This is a genomic window from Prosthecobacter sp. (assembly GCF_044236155.1).
Classification (GTDB): Bacteria; Verrucomicrobiota; Verrucomicrobiia; order Verrucomicrobiales; family Verrucomicrobiaceae; genus Prosthecobacter.
Map to the genome: position 1 here is coordinate 92,170 of NZ_JBIIHA010000010.1, position 16,784 is coordinate 108,953.

Annotated in this window: 11 protein-coding genes; 5 read left to right on the forward strand and 6 right to left on the reverse strand. The window is 63.3% G+C overall.

Annotated features, from left to right (window positions below; translation table 11 throughout):
• Window positions 1-16: 16 nt before the first annotated feature.
• The gene (locus ACILSE_RS11025; RefSeq protein WP_395717439.1) at window positions 17-1,744 is read left to right on the forward strand and encodes a glycosyltransferase; all 1,728 of its coding nucleotides are present in this window, start codon (window positions 17-19) and stop codon (window positions 1,742-1,744) included.
• A 21-nt stretch (window positions 1,745-1,765) separates the two neighbouring features.
• Window positions 1,766-3,937 carry a 1,4-alpha-glucan branching protein GlgB gene (gene glgB, locus ACILSE_RS11030; RefSeq protein ID WP_395717440.1) on the forward strand — a complete coding sequence of 724 codons (2,172 nt, stop codon included), beginning with the start codon at window positions 1,766-1,768 and terminating at the stop codon, window positions 3,935-3,937.
• Between the two features lie 102 nt (window positions 3,938-4,039).
• On the opposite strand, the gene ACILSE_RS11035 is transcribed toward glgB, so the two are convergent.
• The 4 genes from ACILSE_RS11035 to ACILSE_RS11050 all read right to left on the reverse strand — a co-directional run bounded on the left by ACILSE_RS11035 (window position 4,040) and on the right by ACILSE_RS11050 (window position 10,776).
• On the reverse strand, window positions 4,040-4,663 hold the full coding sequence (locus tag ACILSE_RS11035; protein WP_395717441.1) for a hypothetical protein: 624 nt from the start codon (window positions 4,661-4,663) through the stop codon (window positions 4,040-4,042).
• The gene (locus tag ACILSE_RS11040) at window positions 4,630-5,175 is read right to left on the reverse strand and encodes a hypothetical protein (protein WP_395717442.1); all 546 of its coding nucleotides are present in this window, start codon (window positions 5,173-5,175) and stop codon (window positions 4,630-4,632) included. Before ACILSE_RS11040 ends, ACILSE_RS11035 begins: the two co-directional genes overlap by 34 nt.
• 183 nt (window positions 5,176-5,358) lie before the next feature.
• Entirely contained in the window at window positions 5,359-6,036 is a 678-nt protein-coding gene (locus ACILSE_RS11045) for a hypothetical protein (protein ID WP_395717443.1), read from the reverse strand.
• Window positions 6,037-10,776, reverse strand: coding sequence for a serine/threonine-protein kinase (locus ACILSE_RS11050; RefSeq protein ID WP_395717444.1), 4,740 nt, complete (start codon window positions 10,774-10,776; stop codon window positions 6,037-6,039).
• A gap of 87 nt (window positions 10,777-10,863) precedes the next feature.
• Here ACILSE_RS11050 and ACILSE_RS11055 point away from each other — a divergent pair, with 87 nt between their 5' ends.
• Complete coding sequence (locus tag ACILSE_RS11055) at window positions 10,864-11,592, forward strand: RNA polymerase sigma factor (RefSeq protein WP_395717445.1); 729 nt, start codon at window positions 10,864-10,866, stop codon at window positions 11,590-11,592.
• Window positions 11,593-11,965: 373 nt separating this feature from the next.
• On the opposite strand, the gene ACILSE_RS11060 is transcribed toward ACILSE_RS11055, so the two are convergent.
• Window positions 11,966-14,086: a DUF1549 domain-containing protein gene (locus ACILSE_RS11060; protein ID WP_395717446.1), complete on the reverse strand. Its 2,121-nt coding sequence runs from the start codon at window positions 14,084-14,086 to the stop codon at window positions 11,966-11,968.
• Window positions 14,087-14,569: 483 nt separating this feature from the next.
• On the opposite strand from ACILSE_RS11060, the gene ACILSE_RS11065 reads away from it, so the two are divergent.
• Together ACILSE_RS11065 and ACILSE_RS11070 are read left to right on the forward strand one after the other, a co-directional pair.
• Window positions 14,570-14,758, forward strand: coding sequence for a hypothetical protein (locus ACILSE_RS11065; RefSeq protein WP_395717447.1), 189 nt, complete (start codon window positions 14,570-14,572; stop codon window positions 14,756-14,758).
• 124 nt (window positions 14,759-14,882) lie between these two features.
• On the forward strand, window positions 14,883-15,434 hold the full coding sequence (locus tag ACILSE_RS11070; RefSeq protein ID WP_395717448.1) for a glutathione peroxidase: 552 nt from the start codon (window positions 14,883-14,885) through the stop codon (window positions 15,432-15,434).
• A gap of 142 nt (window positions 15,435-15,576) precedes the next feature.
• On the opposite strand, the gene ACILSE_RS11075 is transcribed toward ACILSE_RS11070, so the two are convergent.
• Window positions 15,577-16,773 (reverse strand): S1C family serine protease, encoded by a 1,197-nt coding sequence (locus tag ACILSE_RS11075; protein WP_395717449.1) that lies wholly within the window; start codon window positions 16,771-16,773, stop codon window positions 15,577-15,579.
• Between the last annotated feature and the right edge of the window lie 11 nt (window positions 16,774-16,784).

Here is a 16,784-nt window from a genome sequence, read left to right on the forward strand (position 1 = left end):
GCTCCCATGCTTGCGCATGCGCATCGCCATCCTGCATTACACCCAACCGCCCGTTATCGGCGGCGTGGAGCGTGTCATTGGAGAACAGGCGAATGCTTTGACCGCGATGGGCCACGACGTGAGCGTCTTCGATAGGAGCGCGGACGCCCTCGTCCGCTTTCATGCGTGGCTGCCTCTCGTTTCCAAAGCGGACGAGGGCGTCCGCGCTCCTTCTCCCTTCGTGCGTGTGCGGCAATGGATCGAGCAGGACGATCACCATCCCTACTTCGAGCCAGCGAAGGAAATCACGCGTCACCGCCATGTCCTGCCGCATTGGCAGCAAGCGGGGAAGCTCGTCTTCGTCACTTGGCGGCTGGCCGATTCGCTGCCGCAGGAAAAACTCACTGAACTGCGAGAGCAGAAGCGCCAGTGGGAGCAGGAGCATCCCAAGCCGTGGTCAGCCGACGAGGAATTCGCGTTTCATGACCAGTTTGATGAGCAAATCGAGCGATGGTTGAACGCGGGCATGGGAAGCTGCGTCTTGCAGCGGCCGGAAGCGCGCCAAGGGCTGATTGACACGCTGCATCATGCCGATGGCAAGGATTACGACCTGCTCAGTTATGTGGTGATGCCGAATCATGTGCATCTGCTCTTCCGGCTTCGAGCGGGAGCGGAGCTGGAGAAGGTCATCCAGGCTTGGAAGAGCATTTCTTCGCGAAGGATCGCCAAGCATACAGGTCAGAAGGGCGAGTGTTGGCAGGCGGGGTATCGTGACCGGTTGATTCGTGGGCCGGAGCATTTGGAGGGTGTGTTGAATTACATCCGGAGGAATGCACCGGAGGCGAAATTGAGGGACGGCGCGTTTGAATGGTGGGAGTGCGGACGCCCCCCTCCGCCATTATTCGAAGCGGACGAGGGCGTCCGCGCTCCACTCCAATGTGTCGTGATCGTCCACAACGTCTTCACGATGCCTTTCGACCTCGCATGGACGGAGGAACTCATCGCGCTCACGCACGCACGGCCGGACATTCGCTGGATCAACTGGGTGCATGATGTGCGTTGGGCTGAAAAGGTCCCCAAAGCCCTCCACATCGCCGTTTCCGAGCATCGGAAGGCCGAATACGCCAAAGTCACTCGCGACCCCATCCACGTCATTCCGAACGGATGCGACGCGAAGGCCGTTCTGGGCCTCACGGAGCGCATTTCGGCCCTTCAGCTCGAAAAAGCGCCCCTCGTGCTCCTGCAGCCCACGCGCTTCGTGCGGCGCAAAAACATTGAAATGGGCCTTCGCGTGCTCGCGGAGCTTCCAGAAGCGATTTACCTCGTCACCGCCGCCCCGGACCCACATCAAAAGGATGGCCTCAAATACTTCCGCGAGCTCAAACGCCTCGCCAAAGACCTCGGCGTCACGAAGCGAGTCCACTTCCTCGGCGAAAAAGCCGTGTTGAGCGATGACGACGTGCGCAGCCTCTACCAGATGGCGGACCTGCTCTTCTTCCCGAGCATCCAGGAAGGCTATGGCCTGCCGTTGATCGAAGCCGCGCTGCATCAGGTGCCGGTGTTTTGCTCCGACATCCCCGCGCATCGCGAGGTGGCCGCGCCTGACGCCAGTTTTTTCAAACTCACCGCCTCGCCCAAGGGGCTCGCGCGCAAAATCAAAGCCGACGCCGTGGTGAAGGCGCGGCAGGCGCGCCGCGGGCTGATGCGCAGGCTGGACTGGCAGACAATTCTTCGCGAGCGCTTGGAGCCGTTGCTTTCCCGGTGAAACGCTCCATGAGTGCGGGCCATGTCCAGCTACTCCAACAAGTCCGAAATCCAGTCCGTCATCCAGGCCCGTCATGGCAATGTGTTTGCCTTCCTGGGTGCCCACGAGATCGGCAACGGCCAGCAGGTGGTGAGGACAGTGCAGCCCTACGCCGCCATGGTGGACGTGGTGGTCAAAGGCCAGCGCTGGGAGGCGCAGAAGCTGCATGACGACGGCTATTTTGAGGTGGTGACGCCAATTGGTGCTTATGAGCTGGCGATCACCGACCATGAGGGCATCGCCGAGACGCTGGTGGATCCGTATTCCTTCGGACTGCTGCTGGGGGAGCAGGACATGTATTTCTTCCGCGAGGGCACGCACCAGCGGCTGTGGGACATTCTGGGCGCCAGATTAAAGACCATCGATGGCGTGGACGGCTGCCAGTTCGCCGTGTGGGCGCCGAACGCGCAGCGCGTCAGTGTGGTGGGCGACTGGAACCGCTGGGATGGCCGCGTGCATGTGATGCGCCACCGCATCGAGGCGGGCATCTGGGAGATTTTCATCCCCGGCATCACGGAGCTGACGCACTACAAGTTCGAACTGATCGACAAGCACGGGCATCTCCGCATGAAGAGCGATCCGATGGCGAACTACGGCCAGAACGGCGCGCAGACTGCCAGCCTGGTGTTCGATCTGGACCGTTACCAATGGGCGGACAATGAATGGATGCAGCGCCGCACGAGGCATGACCTCTACCATTCGCCGATGAGCATCTACGAGGTGCATCCCGGCTCGTGGAAGCGGAACGTGAATGAAGGCGGTCGCTGGCTGAGCTACCGCGAGCTGGCGGACGACCTCGTTCCGTATGTGAAGGGGCTCGGCTTCACGCACATCGAGCTCATGGGCATCGCGGAGCATCCGTTCGATGGTTCATGGGGCTACCAAGTCACCGGCTACTACGCGCCGACGAGCCGTTTTGGGAATCCGGACGAGTTCCGTGAGTTTGTGGATCGCTGCCATCAGAACGGCGTCGGCGTCATCCTCGACTGGGTGCCCGGCCACTTTCCGAAGGACGACCACGGCCTCGCGCGCTTCGACGGCACCGGTTTGTATGAGCATGAGGATCCGCGTCTCGGCGAGCACATGGACTGGGGCACTCTCATCTTCAATTACGGTCGCAACGAGGTGAGGAACTTCCTGGTCGCGAACGCGCTCTACTGGCTGGGCGAGTTTCACATCGACGGCCTGCGCGTCGATGCCGTGGCGTCGATGCTCTACCTCGACTATTCGCGCAAAGCGGGCGAGTGGGTGCCGAACCACCTCGGCGGCCGCGAGAACCTGGAGGCCATCGCCTTCATGCGCGATCTGAACCAGGTCTGCTATGCGAAGCATCCCGGCACCACGATCATCGCGGAGGAAAGCACCGCATGGCCCGGCGTCTCGCGTCCGGTGAGCAGCGGCGGCCTGGGGTTTGGCTTCAAGTGGAACATGGGCTGGATGAACGACAGCCTGCGCTACATGGCGGAGGACCCGGTGCACCGGAAGTATCACCACGGCATGGCCACCTTCTCGATGATCTACGCCTACGACGAGAACTTCATTCTCGTCCTGAGCCACGACGAGGTTGTGCATGGGAAGGGGAGCCTTATCAACAAGATGCCCGGCGACCGCTGGCAGAAGTTCGCGAACCTGCGCATGTTCCTCGCGTGGATGTGGATGCATCCGGGCAAGAAGCTGCTCTTCATGGGCGGCGAGTTCGGCCAGTGGCATGAATGGAAGCATGATGCCAGTCTCGACTGGCATCTCTTCCTCGGCGAGGAGCACAGCGGCCTGCAAACGCTCGTCAAAGACCTCAATCATCTCTACACCACGCGCCCCGCGCTGCATGCCAGGGACCACGAGGCCGGCGGCTTCTTCTGGCTCGATGCAAACGACGCGGAGAACAGCATCTTCGCCTTCGCCCGCACCTCGCCCGATGGCGACATGGTCTATGTGCTCGTCAATGCCACGCCCGTGCCGCGCAAAGGCTATCGCGCCGGTGTTTCAGACGGCGGCAGCTATCGTGAGCTGCTGAACAGCGACGCGAGCAACTACGCGGGTTCCGGCTTGAGCGCGGGAGCGGGCTTCCAGGCGCAGCAGGTGCCGCATCACGGCCAGCCTTGGAGCGTGGTCGTCGATCTGCCGCCGCTGGCCGTGCTGGTGCTGGGGCGGTGAGATGGCCGTCAGGCGCGCCTGCTCGAAAAACATGCTGCCCGAGCGACGCCGAAATCCCCGGCGGCTACGAGCTCGTAGGTGGCTGGATCGAATCCGCCACACCTACACGCCGCTCTGGCCGTGGGATGTGGTGTTGATGCCGTGAGCCAGCAATCGGCGCACCACCGGCAGCGCCCGGTCAAAGGCATCCCGCAGTTCCTGGATGTCCGGCATCCGCACGGTGTCAAAGGCCGGCTCCATCTGCGCCGGCGTGATGCGGTCGTGGCGGATCAGGAAGTCCACGTCCGCCATGTCTTGTGGATCATCTCCCCGCATCATCTTCGTCAGGATGAGGTCGATGGTCGCCGGACGAAACAGCTTCAGCCAGCGCATCGGCGGTCGGAGCACGGGCACGATGTGCTGCTCCCAGTCGGGACGGAGGAAGACCTGATCCTCTTGAAAGAGATGCGTCATGTACAGCCCTTGCTTCTCCAGCACGGCATTCACCTGCGCCTGTGCTTCCCAGAACTGATCATCCGCCTCAAGCTCCGCGGCATGGGAGAAACGCAGGATCACATCCATATCTAGGGACCGGCCCACCGCCTCTGGCACCTGATTAAAACCCAGCGCGATGGAGGCCCTACCATAAGCCACGAGTGAGACCTCATGATCCAGCAGGCCATCGAGCGTGTTGGCGATGATCTCCGCGTTCGTCATGCCGCCGGACGTTTTTGAGGTCTCTGCCACTCGGTGGTGATCTTCCTGCCAACACCACGTTCATAGCCGTTCATCGCCACAAAGCGCGTCGGATGCGGCAGCACGCCGGGTTTGGGTGGGAGCGCGGGAGGTAGCAGGCCCAGGAGTTCACTCCAGAACGGGTTTTCAGGCTCATAGCCTGACCCGCACTCAGCGACATAGCGCACGACGGCCTCGCTCCGCTCCCAGGCCGCCAGACAAGCCAGCGTGGCCGGATCATTGCCCGACGCGCTGAGCATGGCGGCGCCGCAGCGGATCATATGAGGGTCATAGGGAGCGGCGATCGTCAGCAGTGCCAGCGCTAGCTCTGCGTTCGAAAGCTTTGCTTGGGGCACCAGCTCGCCCTCCGGCTCCGTGCCCTGCCAGTAGTGGCGGCATCCCCGCTGCACGGCCAGCGTGCAAAGATCCTCCGGCACGCGCAGCCCCAGCCGCCGCGCCTTCATCAGCAGCGGGGAAACGTGCGTCGTGGTGCCGAGCCGATGGGCCAGGGTTTCCGTGGGCATGGCGTGAGCATAAGTTCAGGCCGCAGGCCTTGCAATTCCCGGTTTCACAGAGCACCACCCATCGCCATCATTCCACTCCGGCCTTCCCTCCAGCCCGCGCCCTCATTCGTCATTGATTCGTTTCACTCACCCTTCGGGCTCAGCTTCGCTTCGTCTGTCTCGCTTTGCTCGGCTCGGGCTTCGTCATTCCCCGATCCCCGCCGCTTTCCGCGCCTCGGACTCGCTCAGGCCGTCGAGGTTCAGCACCTGGGCGTCCTGGAAGTAGTCCCAGTCAGCTCCGAAAAGGCTGAAGCTGCAGGGCGCGGGCGGCAGATCGGTGCTGGCGGTGAGTTCCTGGCCGTTCACGCGGGCGATCACCTGTTGGCCGATGGCGTAGAACTCCGCCACATACTCCTTGCCCTGCGGCAACGGCTCGCGCAGCGGGGCCTCCGCCAGCACAGGGAACCCGGTCTCCATCACGCGGATCTGCATCTTGCCGGAGCGGATGTGCAGATTCAGTGCGGGCGTTTTGTCCTTCACGCCACGCAGGTTGAGTTGAGGGTAATCGTAATCCTTCACCCGCTGCCCTCGGAAGCGTGCCCGGATGCCAAGGTTGGTCATCAGAACGATGTCCTTCTCATACCAACCGTTTACCACCTGTCCCAAGCGAACCCACGGGCCATCCTCGGTCTTCTCGTGCTTCGTCAGGTCTTTCATCTGCGCCCACACGCCCACCGGGAAGACCATCCGCCCATCCGGGCCCGGCTGGGGGAGGGGGGCGGTGGCGGAAGACTTGGAGACAGGGAGAGTCGGAGACGCGGAGACAGCATCCACCCCCGCCGCCTTCAGCGCCTCCGCCTCGCTTAGGCCGTCGAGGTCCATCTACTCGTAACGATCGAGAAGAAGCTCATCGGCATAAACACTGAGGCCCCCTCCCTCGGCAGTGGCGGGATGCGTGGCCGAGCCGAGGAGCTTGCCGTTCAGCCACACGAAGTGCCGGTCGCCAAGGGTGGCAAACTGGAAGACCGCGGTGTCGCCCGGCTTCAGGGGCGGCTGGATGTCGGGCTTGCTCCCATCCAGGCGCTGATCGTGTCCCGAGTAATGCCCCACCTCCCAAAACTGCCCTCCGGAGCGCGAGGCACCCAGCTTGCCGTAGTGAACGGCGGCGCTGTCATTTCCGGTGATCAGTTTGACATTGGCGGTGTTTTCCCGCCAGACGAACGTGATGCGCTGGGCAACCTGACGGAAGCGCTTCGACTCCAGCGGCCGCCATTGTCCATTCGATACCTGCAACTGCCTGCCGTTGAGCGTGACTTTCGGGTTCGTCGGCGCGGCAGCAAGGTCCGCCGCGATCCACGAGGCCGAAGTCTGGGACGGTAGCGCGGAATCCACCCCTGCCACCTTCCGCGCCTCGGCCTCGCTCAGGCCGTCGAGGTTGATGACCTCCACGTCGCGGATGAGATGGGCGTTCTGGATGGCGACGGAGCCGGATTTCAGTCGGGTATCCGTCACAGGTGGCAGCCACTCGTTATTGAAGCGGGCCAGCAGTTGCGTGCCGATGGCGTAAAACTCCATCGTGTACTCCTCCCCTGGGTGCATCGCGCGGCCGAGGTCGCGGTTGTAGAGCCGCTCCCCCTTCTGGGTGGCCACCACATGGTGGATCACGCCCAGGTCGGCGCTTGGTCTCCAGTGACCGCCGAGGGAGAATTGATAAAACTCCACCGCGCCCTGAGTGCGCCAGCGCAGCAAAAGGGAACCGATCATCGGGGTCACCTTGGCCTTGCCGGTGTACGGAGCGATTTTCCCCCGCAGGCGCAGGCCGACGTTTGCGGCTTCACCAGGCATCGGAATGTGCAGCGTCGGCACGGGGTCCAGGCCGCTGGCGTCCATCCAGCCATCTTCAAAGCGCAGTTTGTCCCGGAACCCCGCGTTGGAGGCATGCAGCTCCTCCGGCTTCGTCAGCACCTTCACCCACTGGCCGGGGGGAAAGGCAGAAGACTGGGAGACAGGGATAGTGGGAGAAGTGGAGACAGGATCAATCCCCGCCGCCTTCAGCGCCTCCGCCTCGCTCAGGCCATCGAGGATGAGGACCTCGAAACTCCTGAAGAGGGCGCTCTGAGCATTGATGTTGCTCCTTCCGACTTCCTCAGACATACCTTCCACCTCAGCGTCTCCTAGGAAGCGACCGTCTAGCCAAGCGAAAACACGTTTGCCGATGATGGCCATCTGGAGGACGGCATCGCCACCCCTTGTCAACTCGGGCACGAGTTTAAACCTCTGGTAAACCTTCTCTTGCCCGGAGCGATTGACAAAAATCTCCAGGGAAGATCTCCATAACCGGACGCCGGTTTGTGTGGTGCCCACAGAATTGATCAGCCGGGCGTCGGCCATGTTGGCATCGACCGGAAGGGTGGTGCGCAGGGCGACGTTGCGCGCTCTCACTCCATTCCACCCACAGATATCGTAGTTGGTGCTGTGCAGCAAGCCACCCTTCAGCTTGGCAGCGCCGCTGAAGGCATCGGCGAACGTCTTCTCATCCATCTTGGAAAAGTCGAACGTTTCCCAGCGGGGTTGCTTTGCAGCAGCAGGGGTGTCAGTCCCCGCCGCCTTCAGCGCCTCGGACTCGCTCAGGCCGTCGAGGGACATGTATTCCACCTTCTTGATGGAGGTAGGTTTGGGGTCGCTTGTCTCGTCCATCAGCGTTCCCAGCTCCAGATGGCCTTTTTGGTATCGATCATCCGTGATCCGGGCCATCAGCCTGCCATCCAGCCAATACATGAGGTGATTGCCGTGGGCGGCAAAGACCAGCTCGTGCTCCGCTTCTGGTGGACCGCTTCTGACAGGAGCGTTCTCCGGCGGCACCCACTCCCGATCCGGATGGTCGCCGCTGAAGCCGGTCCCCCGGCGGTCATTGCCTACCCCGACGATGTAGCCTCCGAATTTCTGGGCGCTGGGCTGCCTCCGCAGTTTCACCTGCACCCGGTGGCGGAAGACCACGCGCACCGCCACATCCGCCAGTTCCTGGTTCCCCGAGAGCGGGAAATACTCAGGACTGCGCCGGGTGGCGATCAGCCACTCACCCTCCGTCGTGAAAAGCCCCTTCTCCTGCCCGCTCCGCCTCAGCTTCTCTGTGGCGTCGATCCATGGCCCGGGTTTGGCGGGCGCGGCGGAGGTGGTGGAAGACTTGGAGACTTGGGGACTGGGAGACGAGGAGACGGGATCCACCCCCGCCGCCTTGCGCGCCTCCGCCTCGCTCAGGCCGTCGAGGTTAATGGCCTCCACGTCGCGCACCAAGTGTCCCGTCTGAAGGAAGACGGAGCCGGATTTCAGCCGGGTGTCCGTCACGGGCGGCAGCCACTCGCCGTTGAAGCGGGCCAGCAGTTGCGTGCCGATGGCGTAAAATTCCATCGTGAACTCCTCCTCCGGCTGCATCACGCGGTCGAGGTTGTGGGTGTGCAGGCGCTCGCTCACTTTGATGGCAGTCGCATGGTGGATCACACCCAGATTGGCACTGCCAATGCCATTGCTGCCGAGGGAGAAATGGTAGGCCTCCGTGGGCCCTTGGGTGCGGGAGCGCAGGACGAGAGCACACACGTGGGAGTTTACTTTGCCTGCGCTGCGGGCAGGCGAGATTTTTCCCCTCAGGCGCAGGCCCACATTGGCCGCGTTCAGCTTCGGGATGTTCAGCATGGGCACCGGGTCCAGGCTGCTGGCATCCATCCAGCCGCCTTCAAAGCGCAGCTTGTCCCGGACACCCACGTTGGACGCATCGACCTCCTCCCGCTTGCTCAGCACCTTCACCCACTGGCCGGGAGGGAAGGCGGTGGAAGACTGGGAGACCGGGAGGCTGGGAGTGGGGGAGATGGCCCCAGAGCCGAGATCGAGATACTCCAGCGCTTTCACCAGCACGGGCACGGCACTCGTTGTCCCGATGCCAATCCTGCCTTCCGCGGGGGACGTGTCCTCGGCCTCGCCCAGCACCTGTCCGTTGAACTTCACCGTGAAATGGCTGCCCACGGCACGCAGCTCCAGTTCATAGTCCTCTCCCGCGCTGAGGGGTATCGGCAGTGGGAACTCACCGAGATTGAGTGTGCCTACGGCTGATTGGCCTTGACGCCAAAGTCCAGCGTAACGGCCATTCTTGTCGATGTTGAGCGTGTAATACTGGGCCTCACCCGCGACACTCCGCACACGTAGCTGGGGGCCGCTGATGGTGGGAGAAGGCACAAAGGTGGTGCGTATCCGAATCGCCACGTCCCGCTTGGGGGCGCTCTCATTCATCACCAGCCTGATGCCCGTGAAGCGCAGTCCCTCGGGAGTGAGCTCATCAGGTCGGTTGGCCAGCTTCGCCTCGCTCGTCAGCGCATTGATCCAGCGCTCGGTGGTCGCGGGTAGGGCGCTTTGTCCCAAAGCGCCGTTCTGGGGTGTTCCGGCGGCGGATGAGGGACCATCCGCCCTACCTGGAGAACCTTCGCGCATGAGGAAAAACGCCCCGCCGCCCAGCACCACCACCGCGGCGGCGATGAGGAGAGGAGCGCGCCCACGCTTGGGCGCTTCCTTTTTCGCGGCTGAGCCGCCTGTTGGATGAGAGCGGGCAGGCTGCGCAGCCCCGAAGGGAACGCCCGCGCTCCCTTCTTTGAGCATCACCACGCTCTCCACGTCCTTCTTCATCTCCGTCGCGGTGGAGTAGCGCTTGTCGCGGTCCGTCTGCATCGCCCGGTCCACGATGATGTCGAAACCCTTGTCCACCTGCGGAACCACGCCACTGGGCAGCTCGAAGCGGCCGCGCGGGATCTTCCCGGTGAGCATCTGATACAGCATCACGCCCACCGCATACAGGTCCGCGCGGCCGTCCACGGAGATGCCGGGGATCATCGCCTCGGGGGCGATGAAGTCGGGCGTGCCCATGGCCACGTTGCTCTGCGTGACGAGGCTGGCGTTGGCGTCCGCGCTGGTGACCTTCGCCAGGCCGAAGTCCGCCACCTTCACGCGACCGCGCTTGTCGATCATGATGTTGGAGGGCTTGATGTCGCGATGGACGATGCCCTCCTCGTGCGCAAACGCCAGCGCCTCGCAGACGGCGGAGATGATGGATGTGGCACGCGCGGCGTCCAGCTTTCCCTCGCTGGCGATGAGCTGGGCCACGTCCGTGCCCTCGATGAACTCCATCACGAAGTAGAGCAGCCCGTCCGGCGTCTCCCCGGCGTCGAACACGGCCACGATGTTCGGGTGGCTGAGCCGCGCCATGGCCTGCGCCTCGCGCTTGAAGCGGTCGGCGAAGTTCAGGTCATCCCCGGCCGCCATCTCCGGCGGCAGCACCTTGATGGCCACGGGGCGCTTCAGCGCGCGCTGCAGGCCCTTGTACACCGCGCCCATGCCGCCGCGGGCGATGAAGCCGCTGATCTCATACTGGGGGAGCACCTGTTGCAGCTCCTCCACGCTCGGCGGCTCCCAGCCGCGGTAGGAGGAACCGCCGGTGACGCCCCCGCCGGTGCGCGGTGTGGGGGCATCCACGCGAATGGTGGCGTCCAGCGTCATGGCGGCGCTGTCCGCCTCGTCCTCCAGCCCCAGGCGGAGCAGCGGGGCGATCTCATCGGGCTTTGTGTAGGGCTCGTCGGGCATGCGGGCGTGGCAGTTCTACAACTTTACCCCGTTGCAGCGCAAATATTTCGTGAACGCGGCACCGTGCCAAGTATAAGACCTTCGAGCATGAGCGCCGCATCGCCTGAACGTCGATTCCCCACCACCCACTGGTCCATTATCGCGCGCCTGAAGAGCCATGATCAGAATGAGGCGCAGAATGCGGTGCAGGAGGTCTTCAGCATCTACCGTTACCCGCTCTACGGCTACCTGCGCGCCACCGGGCTGAACCATGAGGACGCCGAGGACGTGCTGCAGGGCTTCTTTGAGAAGATGCTGCGCAACGACGCCCTCGCGCAGGCCGACCGGGAACGCGGCAAGCTGCGCACCTTCCTGCTCACCGCCCTCTCCCGCTTCAAGCTCAACTTCCAGCGCGGCGAGCAGCGCCGCCAGCAGCGCGTGCAGGCCCGGGGCGACCTGTGGGACGAGGACGAGGCCCGTTACCGCCAGGACGCCCATGCCACGCACGACTCGCCGGAGCGTTACTACGACCGCCGCTGGGCGCTGGAACTCATCGAGCGCGTGCGCGCCCGCCTGCGGGAAGATTACGCCAAGCGCGGCAAGCAGGCCCTGCACGATGCGCTGGCACCGCTGCTCAGCAGCACCGAGCCGCAGACCGAATCCTTCGCCGCCATCGCCACGCGCCTAGCTGTCACCGAAAACGCCCTGCGCATCTCCCTCAGCCGCCTGCGTGGCGATTTCCGCGACTTCCTGATCCGCGAGGTGAAGCGCACGCTCGACGAAGGCGAGGACGTGAAGGAAGAGATCCGGCACCTGCTGGCCCTGTTTGAGGGCTAAGGCGGATGGGGGAGGGCGGGCAAGGTAGGGCGGGCTGTCCCCAGCCCGCCGTCGAGAGGCCGCAAAACGTGCGCATGTCTCTGAGCGTCCTTCGAAGCCCCATCACCCCGCGCAAGCCCGGCGCTGTGGGGACACAGCGCCCTACCTGGCACATCGCGCCCGCGGCGAGGTAGGGCGGGTTGGCTTCGCCTATCTCGCAGACTCGGTTGTCCCCAGCCCGCCGCCGGGAGGCCGCAAAACCTGCGCATGTCTCTGAGCGTCCTTCGAAGCCCCATCACACCGTGCACACACGGCGCTGTGGGGACACAGCGCCCTACCAACGACACAGCATCCTACCACGGCACAGCGCCCTATCCACCGCAGCGCGCTCGGCTCATTGCACAAAGAGAAACTCACGCGTGTTCAGCAGGGACCAGCAGACATCTTCGAAGCCCTTCTGGCCATCCCGCCGGATCGTCTTGTACGCGGCCGACCGTTCATCCGGCGTGGGCAGGCGGCTGAGCACGCTGAGGAAGACCGCGTCCACCTTGGGGCCGTCCGCTTTGAACTGGTCCACCGCATTGAGGATGCGTGAGCCGGGCTTGGTCAGAACCTTGCTGCCGCTGCCGTTCATTATGGCCATCACGATCGGCACGGAGCCGATCGTCGTGTCGGCATCACTGAGCTCGCGATTGGACTGTCCCAGGATGCTCAGCAGGTGTCCTGGCGGGGCGGGTTGAGTGAGTTCAGAGGCACGCACCAGCACATCCCCGTACAAGCGCCATGCGCTGATACGGTCGTCAAACCAGAGCTCTTTGCCGCTGGGGCGCACATCCGGGCTGTCCTTCGGCCAGCCGAAAGCACCACCATCTCGGCTCATGAGCGCTTCCTGCCTGGCGAAGGAGTCGGCAAAGATCTTCCCGGTCACCGTGGCGCGGTCAAAGGCGAAGGTTTGTTCCCAATCCTTGTAGTCCCGCTTGCCGTTGTAGTAGTCCGGGTCCTCCAGGACCATCGTGAGGATGGAGTCCCACACCTGCGCGGCGCTCAGCCGGCGGAGCAGCGGTCCGGGGAAATCATAAGCCGCTCCCAAGGCCGGCGAGGCCATCGAGGCCTCCCGCTGCCAGGCCCGTGTGCGGTAGAGGATGGCCTCAAAGGCCCGCAGGTCATAGCGCACACGCTTCATCTCCTCCCCCAGCACCTCGACCAGGCCGGGAATGCTGGCGGCGCTGAGGTCTTCGAGGTCATTCAAAGGCTCCACCACGCCACGGCCGAAGGCCCGATCCCACATCCGGTTGGCGATGGTGATGGCGAAGCGTGGATTGTCATCCGCCGTCAGCCAGTGGGCGAAGGCCGCGCGCAAGCTGTCAAACTTTGCCAGGTCGGGCATCGTACCGAAGATGACCTTCGGCTCCAGCACATCGCCGGGTTTGGCATCGGGGTATTTGTAGTCGTGCGGGAGCTTCAGCACCAGCTTGGGGTCATCCGCCACGCGATGCTGGGCCGCGTTCATGAAGCGCTTCATCGCCTCCTTGACCACGCCGTCGTATTCGCGGTGCTCGAAAGCCGCCTCGATCACCTTGTCCGTGGGCACGTACTCCTTGCCAACCTTGCCGCATTCCGCCTTGAGGACATCCCCGTTCGGCGTCGTCCGTGTGTGGCCAAAGAACGCGGCCAGATGGTAGAACTGCCTTTGCGTCCAGTCGTCGAAGGGGTGGTCGTGGCACTGGGCGCAGGAAAGATCGGTGCCGAGGAAGTACTGCGAGGTGAGCGAGAGATTGTCCAAGGTCATGCCCGCGTCACGCATCAGGTAGCCGGCGGCGGGATTTTTCTGGTAGGCACCGCTGGCGGTGAGCATCTCACGCACCATCTGGTCATAGGGCTTGTTCTCCGCGATGCATTGCTTCACCCAGGTGATGTAGGAAGCGCCGCTGATGTACTCCGACACCCGGGTCTTCAGCCGCAGCAGATTGGCAAAGTAATTGAACAGATGGCTGTGATGGCCCGGAGTCCGCAGCAGCCGGTCGATCAGCAGCGTGCGCTTGTTGCGGGTTTTGTCGTCAAGATAAGCGCGTGTCTCCTCCAGCTTCGGGATGCGGCCCGCGATGTCCAGATAAGCACGGCGGACGAACTGCTCCTCGGTGAGCATGGGGTTGGGCTTGATCTTCCGGGCCGCCAGATGCGCTTCCACCACGCGGTCGATGCGCTCGGCGGACTGCTCGGGTGTCAAACGCTGCGGCGCTGTGTCGCCTCCGGGCTTCTCCGGCAATTGGCGGATGCGCTTCACATCTTCCGCGCTCAACCGGCCGAGGGGGATCGCGTGCGCCGTTCCATCCGCAGTGCGCAGATACACGGTTTCCATCTGCCGTCCCACATACTCGGCCTGGAGCTTCCGGCCTTGGGCATCAGTCCAGGTCTCCAGACCTGCGGCAGCCAGCTCAGGGGCTGGCAGGGCAAGCGCAAGAACTGCAAGCCAGGAACGCGTCCACAGGTGGCGGGGATGAGGCAGTCTGTTCACGGTCTCAGGCATGCTGACAACGGCTGTACGAAGGGCTGTTTTCATCGGCATAGTGATTCTGGGTGTTGACGGGTAAGCAAAGAACGGGCGTCTAAATTGTATTTGGCAATAGTAAAAAATGTAATGCGGTGCTGCCGGTTTTCAGATATCCTAAGCATCAGGCATGCCAAGGTTACGATCGCCATGCAACAAGGCTGTTTCGTGCCCAATTTGCCTGAAATCCCGCCGGAGGCGCGGGGTAAAGGCCAGTGAACCCCGCCCTGCATGCCTTCCCTAGATTCAAGCACGCAATCCCGCCGGTTGGCACCGCCGAAAGCATGCGGCAGGCATGCCGTGGCCTTGCCAAAGACCGGCATCGTTCGTTCCAGTTGCGCCCTCTGCATTCACTGTCCCCGCTGCGCCGCCGACCGTCACGCCACCTGCGAGCTGTGCCGCGCCTGTGCCCGGTGCGAGGTCCACACCTTTACCCGCCGTGCATGAGCCATGAAGCCGCTGCACTGGGACTCCCAGGAAATCGCCCCCTGGACCGGCCAAAAATACACTTGGGACTCACCGAACCCGAATGTCCCCTGGGACGGCATCCTAGAACCCGGTGATCCCGGCTACACCCCGCCGCCGGGAGGTCATCAAACGCACGAATGTCTCTCAGCACCCTCGAAGCCTCATGCATGACCAGGCGTCACATCTCTCCGACACTTGGAGACCGGCAGGGACAGTTCCTGTATGATCACGATAACATGTCGCCAGGCATGAAGGCGCGTAATACTCACGCCTGCCGGAGCGTTCCTTCCGCCCCATGAAAATTCTCACCCTTACCACCACCCTCCTTGCCGCGTTCGCGTTGAGCGCCGCGGACGCTCCCAAATCTGTCTATGATGTTCCTTTGAAGGACATCGACGGCAAAGACACCTCCCTGAAGGCCTATCAGGGCAAGGTGATGCTCATCGTGAACGTCGCCTCGCGCTGCGGGAACACGCCGCAGTACACGCAGCTCGAAGAACTGAACCAGAAGTTCGCCAAGGACGGCCTGGCGGTGCTCGGCTTTCCCTGCAACGACTTCGGCAAGCAGGAGTCGGGCACGAATGAGGAGATCAAGCAGTTCTGCTCCACGAAGTACAAGGTGACCTTCCCGATGTTCGACAAGGTGACGTGCAAAGGACCGGAGAAATCCCCGCTCTACCAGGTGCTCAGCGGCCCTGAGTCGCCGTTTCCGGGCGATGTGAAGTGGAACTTCGGCAAGTTCCTTGTCGGCAAGGACGGCAAGATCCTGAAGCGCTTCGAGCCGAAGGTGAAGCCGGACGCTCCTGAGGTGCTGGACGCGATCAAGGAAGCGCTGGCGGCGAAGTGAGACGCATGACGGACACGATTGTCCGCCGGTGCACACGTGCGATCGCTCACCATACCCGACGGGCAGGAGTGCCCGTCCCCCTTTGAAAGACAAAAGCTGCGATGGCGTGACGCCATCGCAGCTTTTTTCATGCCTCGAATGATCAGGCGGAGGTGGTGGGCTTGGTGTTCTGCGGAGGTGTCGCGGGCTGGTTCACGCCGCCGGGAGCAGGCGGGGGCGGGGGAGCGCCGCCGGGGCCGGGATGGATCTGGATGTGAATGCCGCTCTGCGCTCCGTCCATCATGCGCAGCTTGTCGCGGAACTCCGGCGGCACGGCGTTGCGCTCCGCTTCGTTGCTGACGGGCCAGGTCTGCTCCTTGCCGTTGTTGGGGCGGGCGGTGAAGGTGGTCTTGCCGTCTTCGGTCTTGAGGGTGTATTCGCCGGAGTCGTCACGGCGGGTGATGTTGGTGGCGGCGTGGGCTTCGCTGAAGTTAAACTGCTGCACGTTGCCGCCGCTAGGCTGGACCTGGATGATGCCGTTCACATGGCCGGGCTGCGGCTGCGGTTTGCCCGGCATGTTGAAGGCTGGAGGCTGTGGCATCGGGGCGCCGTTGTTCTGCCGCGCCCAGTCCTGGATGCGCTGCTGGTATTCCTTCATCTCCTTCTGGAAGCGCTGCATCTGCGCGTTCATCTCCTGGCCCTGCTTCTGGAAGCCGTGCATGCCGCCTTGCGCCGGGTCACCGTTGAAGAAGAACACTCCGTTCTGCGGCATGCCGGCGAAGTTTGGATGCCGGCCGTGCTGGACCGCGGGCATGACATGCTCGCCCAGGGTCACGGGCACCTGCTTTTCCTGTCCGCCGGAAATGAGGGTGATGTTCACGACATCTCCCTTCTTTTTGGCGCGCACCAGGAGCATGAGCTGCTCCATGTTCACGAGCTGCTGGTCCTCGAATTTCAGCAGGATGTCGTGGGTTTTGATGCCCGCATGCTGGGCGGGGGAGTCCGGCATGACCTCATCGACCATGATGCCGAAGCCCTCGGGCAGGGAGAACTGGGAGCGCAGCTCGGGGGAGACATCCCGTGTCATCACACCGATGTAAGTCACGGGCTTCGGGTCTTGAGGCGGCTGCCCCGGCGGATTTCCGGGCGGAGGCTGGTTTCTGCCGGGGCGCGAGGTGCGTGTCTCGGTTTTGCGGACGCCGTTCACATCCACGGTCACGGTCGCTGTGGCGCTGGCATCGCCGGTCGAGGAGGACTCGGATTTTTCGATCTTGCGGACCTCGGCTTTTTGCTCCGCCTGCTGCGCGCACACGGGTGCAGCGCTGAGACAGGCGATGAGGAGGGAGTGTTTGAGTTTCATGGTCGGGCGGG

What these genes read in the sequence shown, in the direction of transcription:
- ACILSE_RS11025 (WP_395717439.1), top strand. Translation starts at nt 17, where the DNA reads ATGCGCATCGCCATCCTGCATTACACCCAACCGCCCGTTATCGGCGGC.
- glgB (WP_395717440.1), top strand. Translation starts at nt 1,766, where the DNA reads ATGTCCAGCTACTCCAACAAGTCCGAAATCCAGTCCGTCATCCAGGCC.
- ACILSE_RS11065 (WP_395717447.1), top strand. Translation starts at nt 14,570, where the DNA reads ATGAAGCCGCTGCACTGGGACTCCCAGGAAATCGCCCCCTGGACCGGC.
- ACILSE_RS11075 (WP_395717449.1), bottom strand. Translation starts at nt 16,773, where the DNA reads ATGAAACTCAAACACTCCCTCCTCATCGCCTGTCTCAGCGCTGCACCC.
- ACILSE_RS11055 (WP_395717445.1), top strand. Translation starts at nt 10,864, where the DNA reads ATGAGCGCCGCATCGCCTGAACGTCGATTCCCCACCACCCACTGGTCC.
- ACILSE_RS11070 (WP_395717448.1), top strand. Translation starts at nt 14,883, where the DNA reads ATGAAAATTCTCACCCTTACCACCACCCTCCTTGCCGCGTTCGCGTTG.
- ACILSE_RS11050 (WP_395717444.1), bottom strand. Translation starts at nt 10,776, where the DNA reads ATGCCCGACGAGCCCTACACAAAGCCCGATGAGATCGCCCCGCTGCTC.
- ACILSE_RS11040 (WP_395717442.1), bottom strand. Translation starts at nt 5,175, where the DNA reads ATGCCCACGGAAACCCTGGCCCATCGGCTCGGCACCACGACGCACGTT.
- ACILSE_RS11045 (WP_395717443.1), bottom strand. Translation starts at nt 6,036, where the DNA reads ATGGACCTCGACGGCCTAAGCGAGGCGGAGGCGCTGAAGGCGGCGGGG.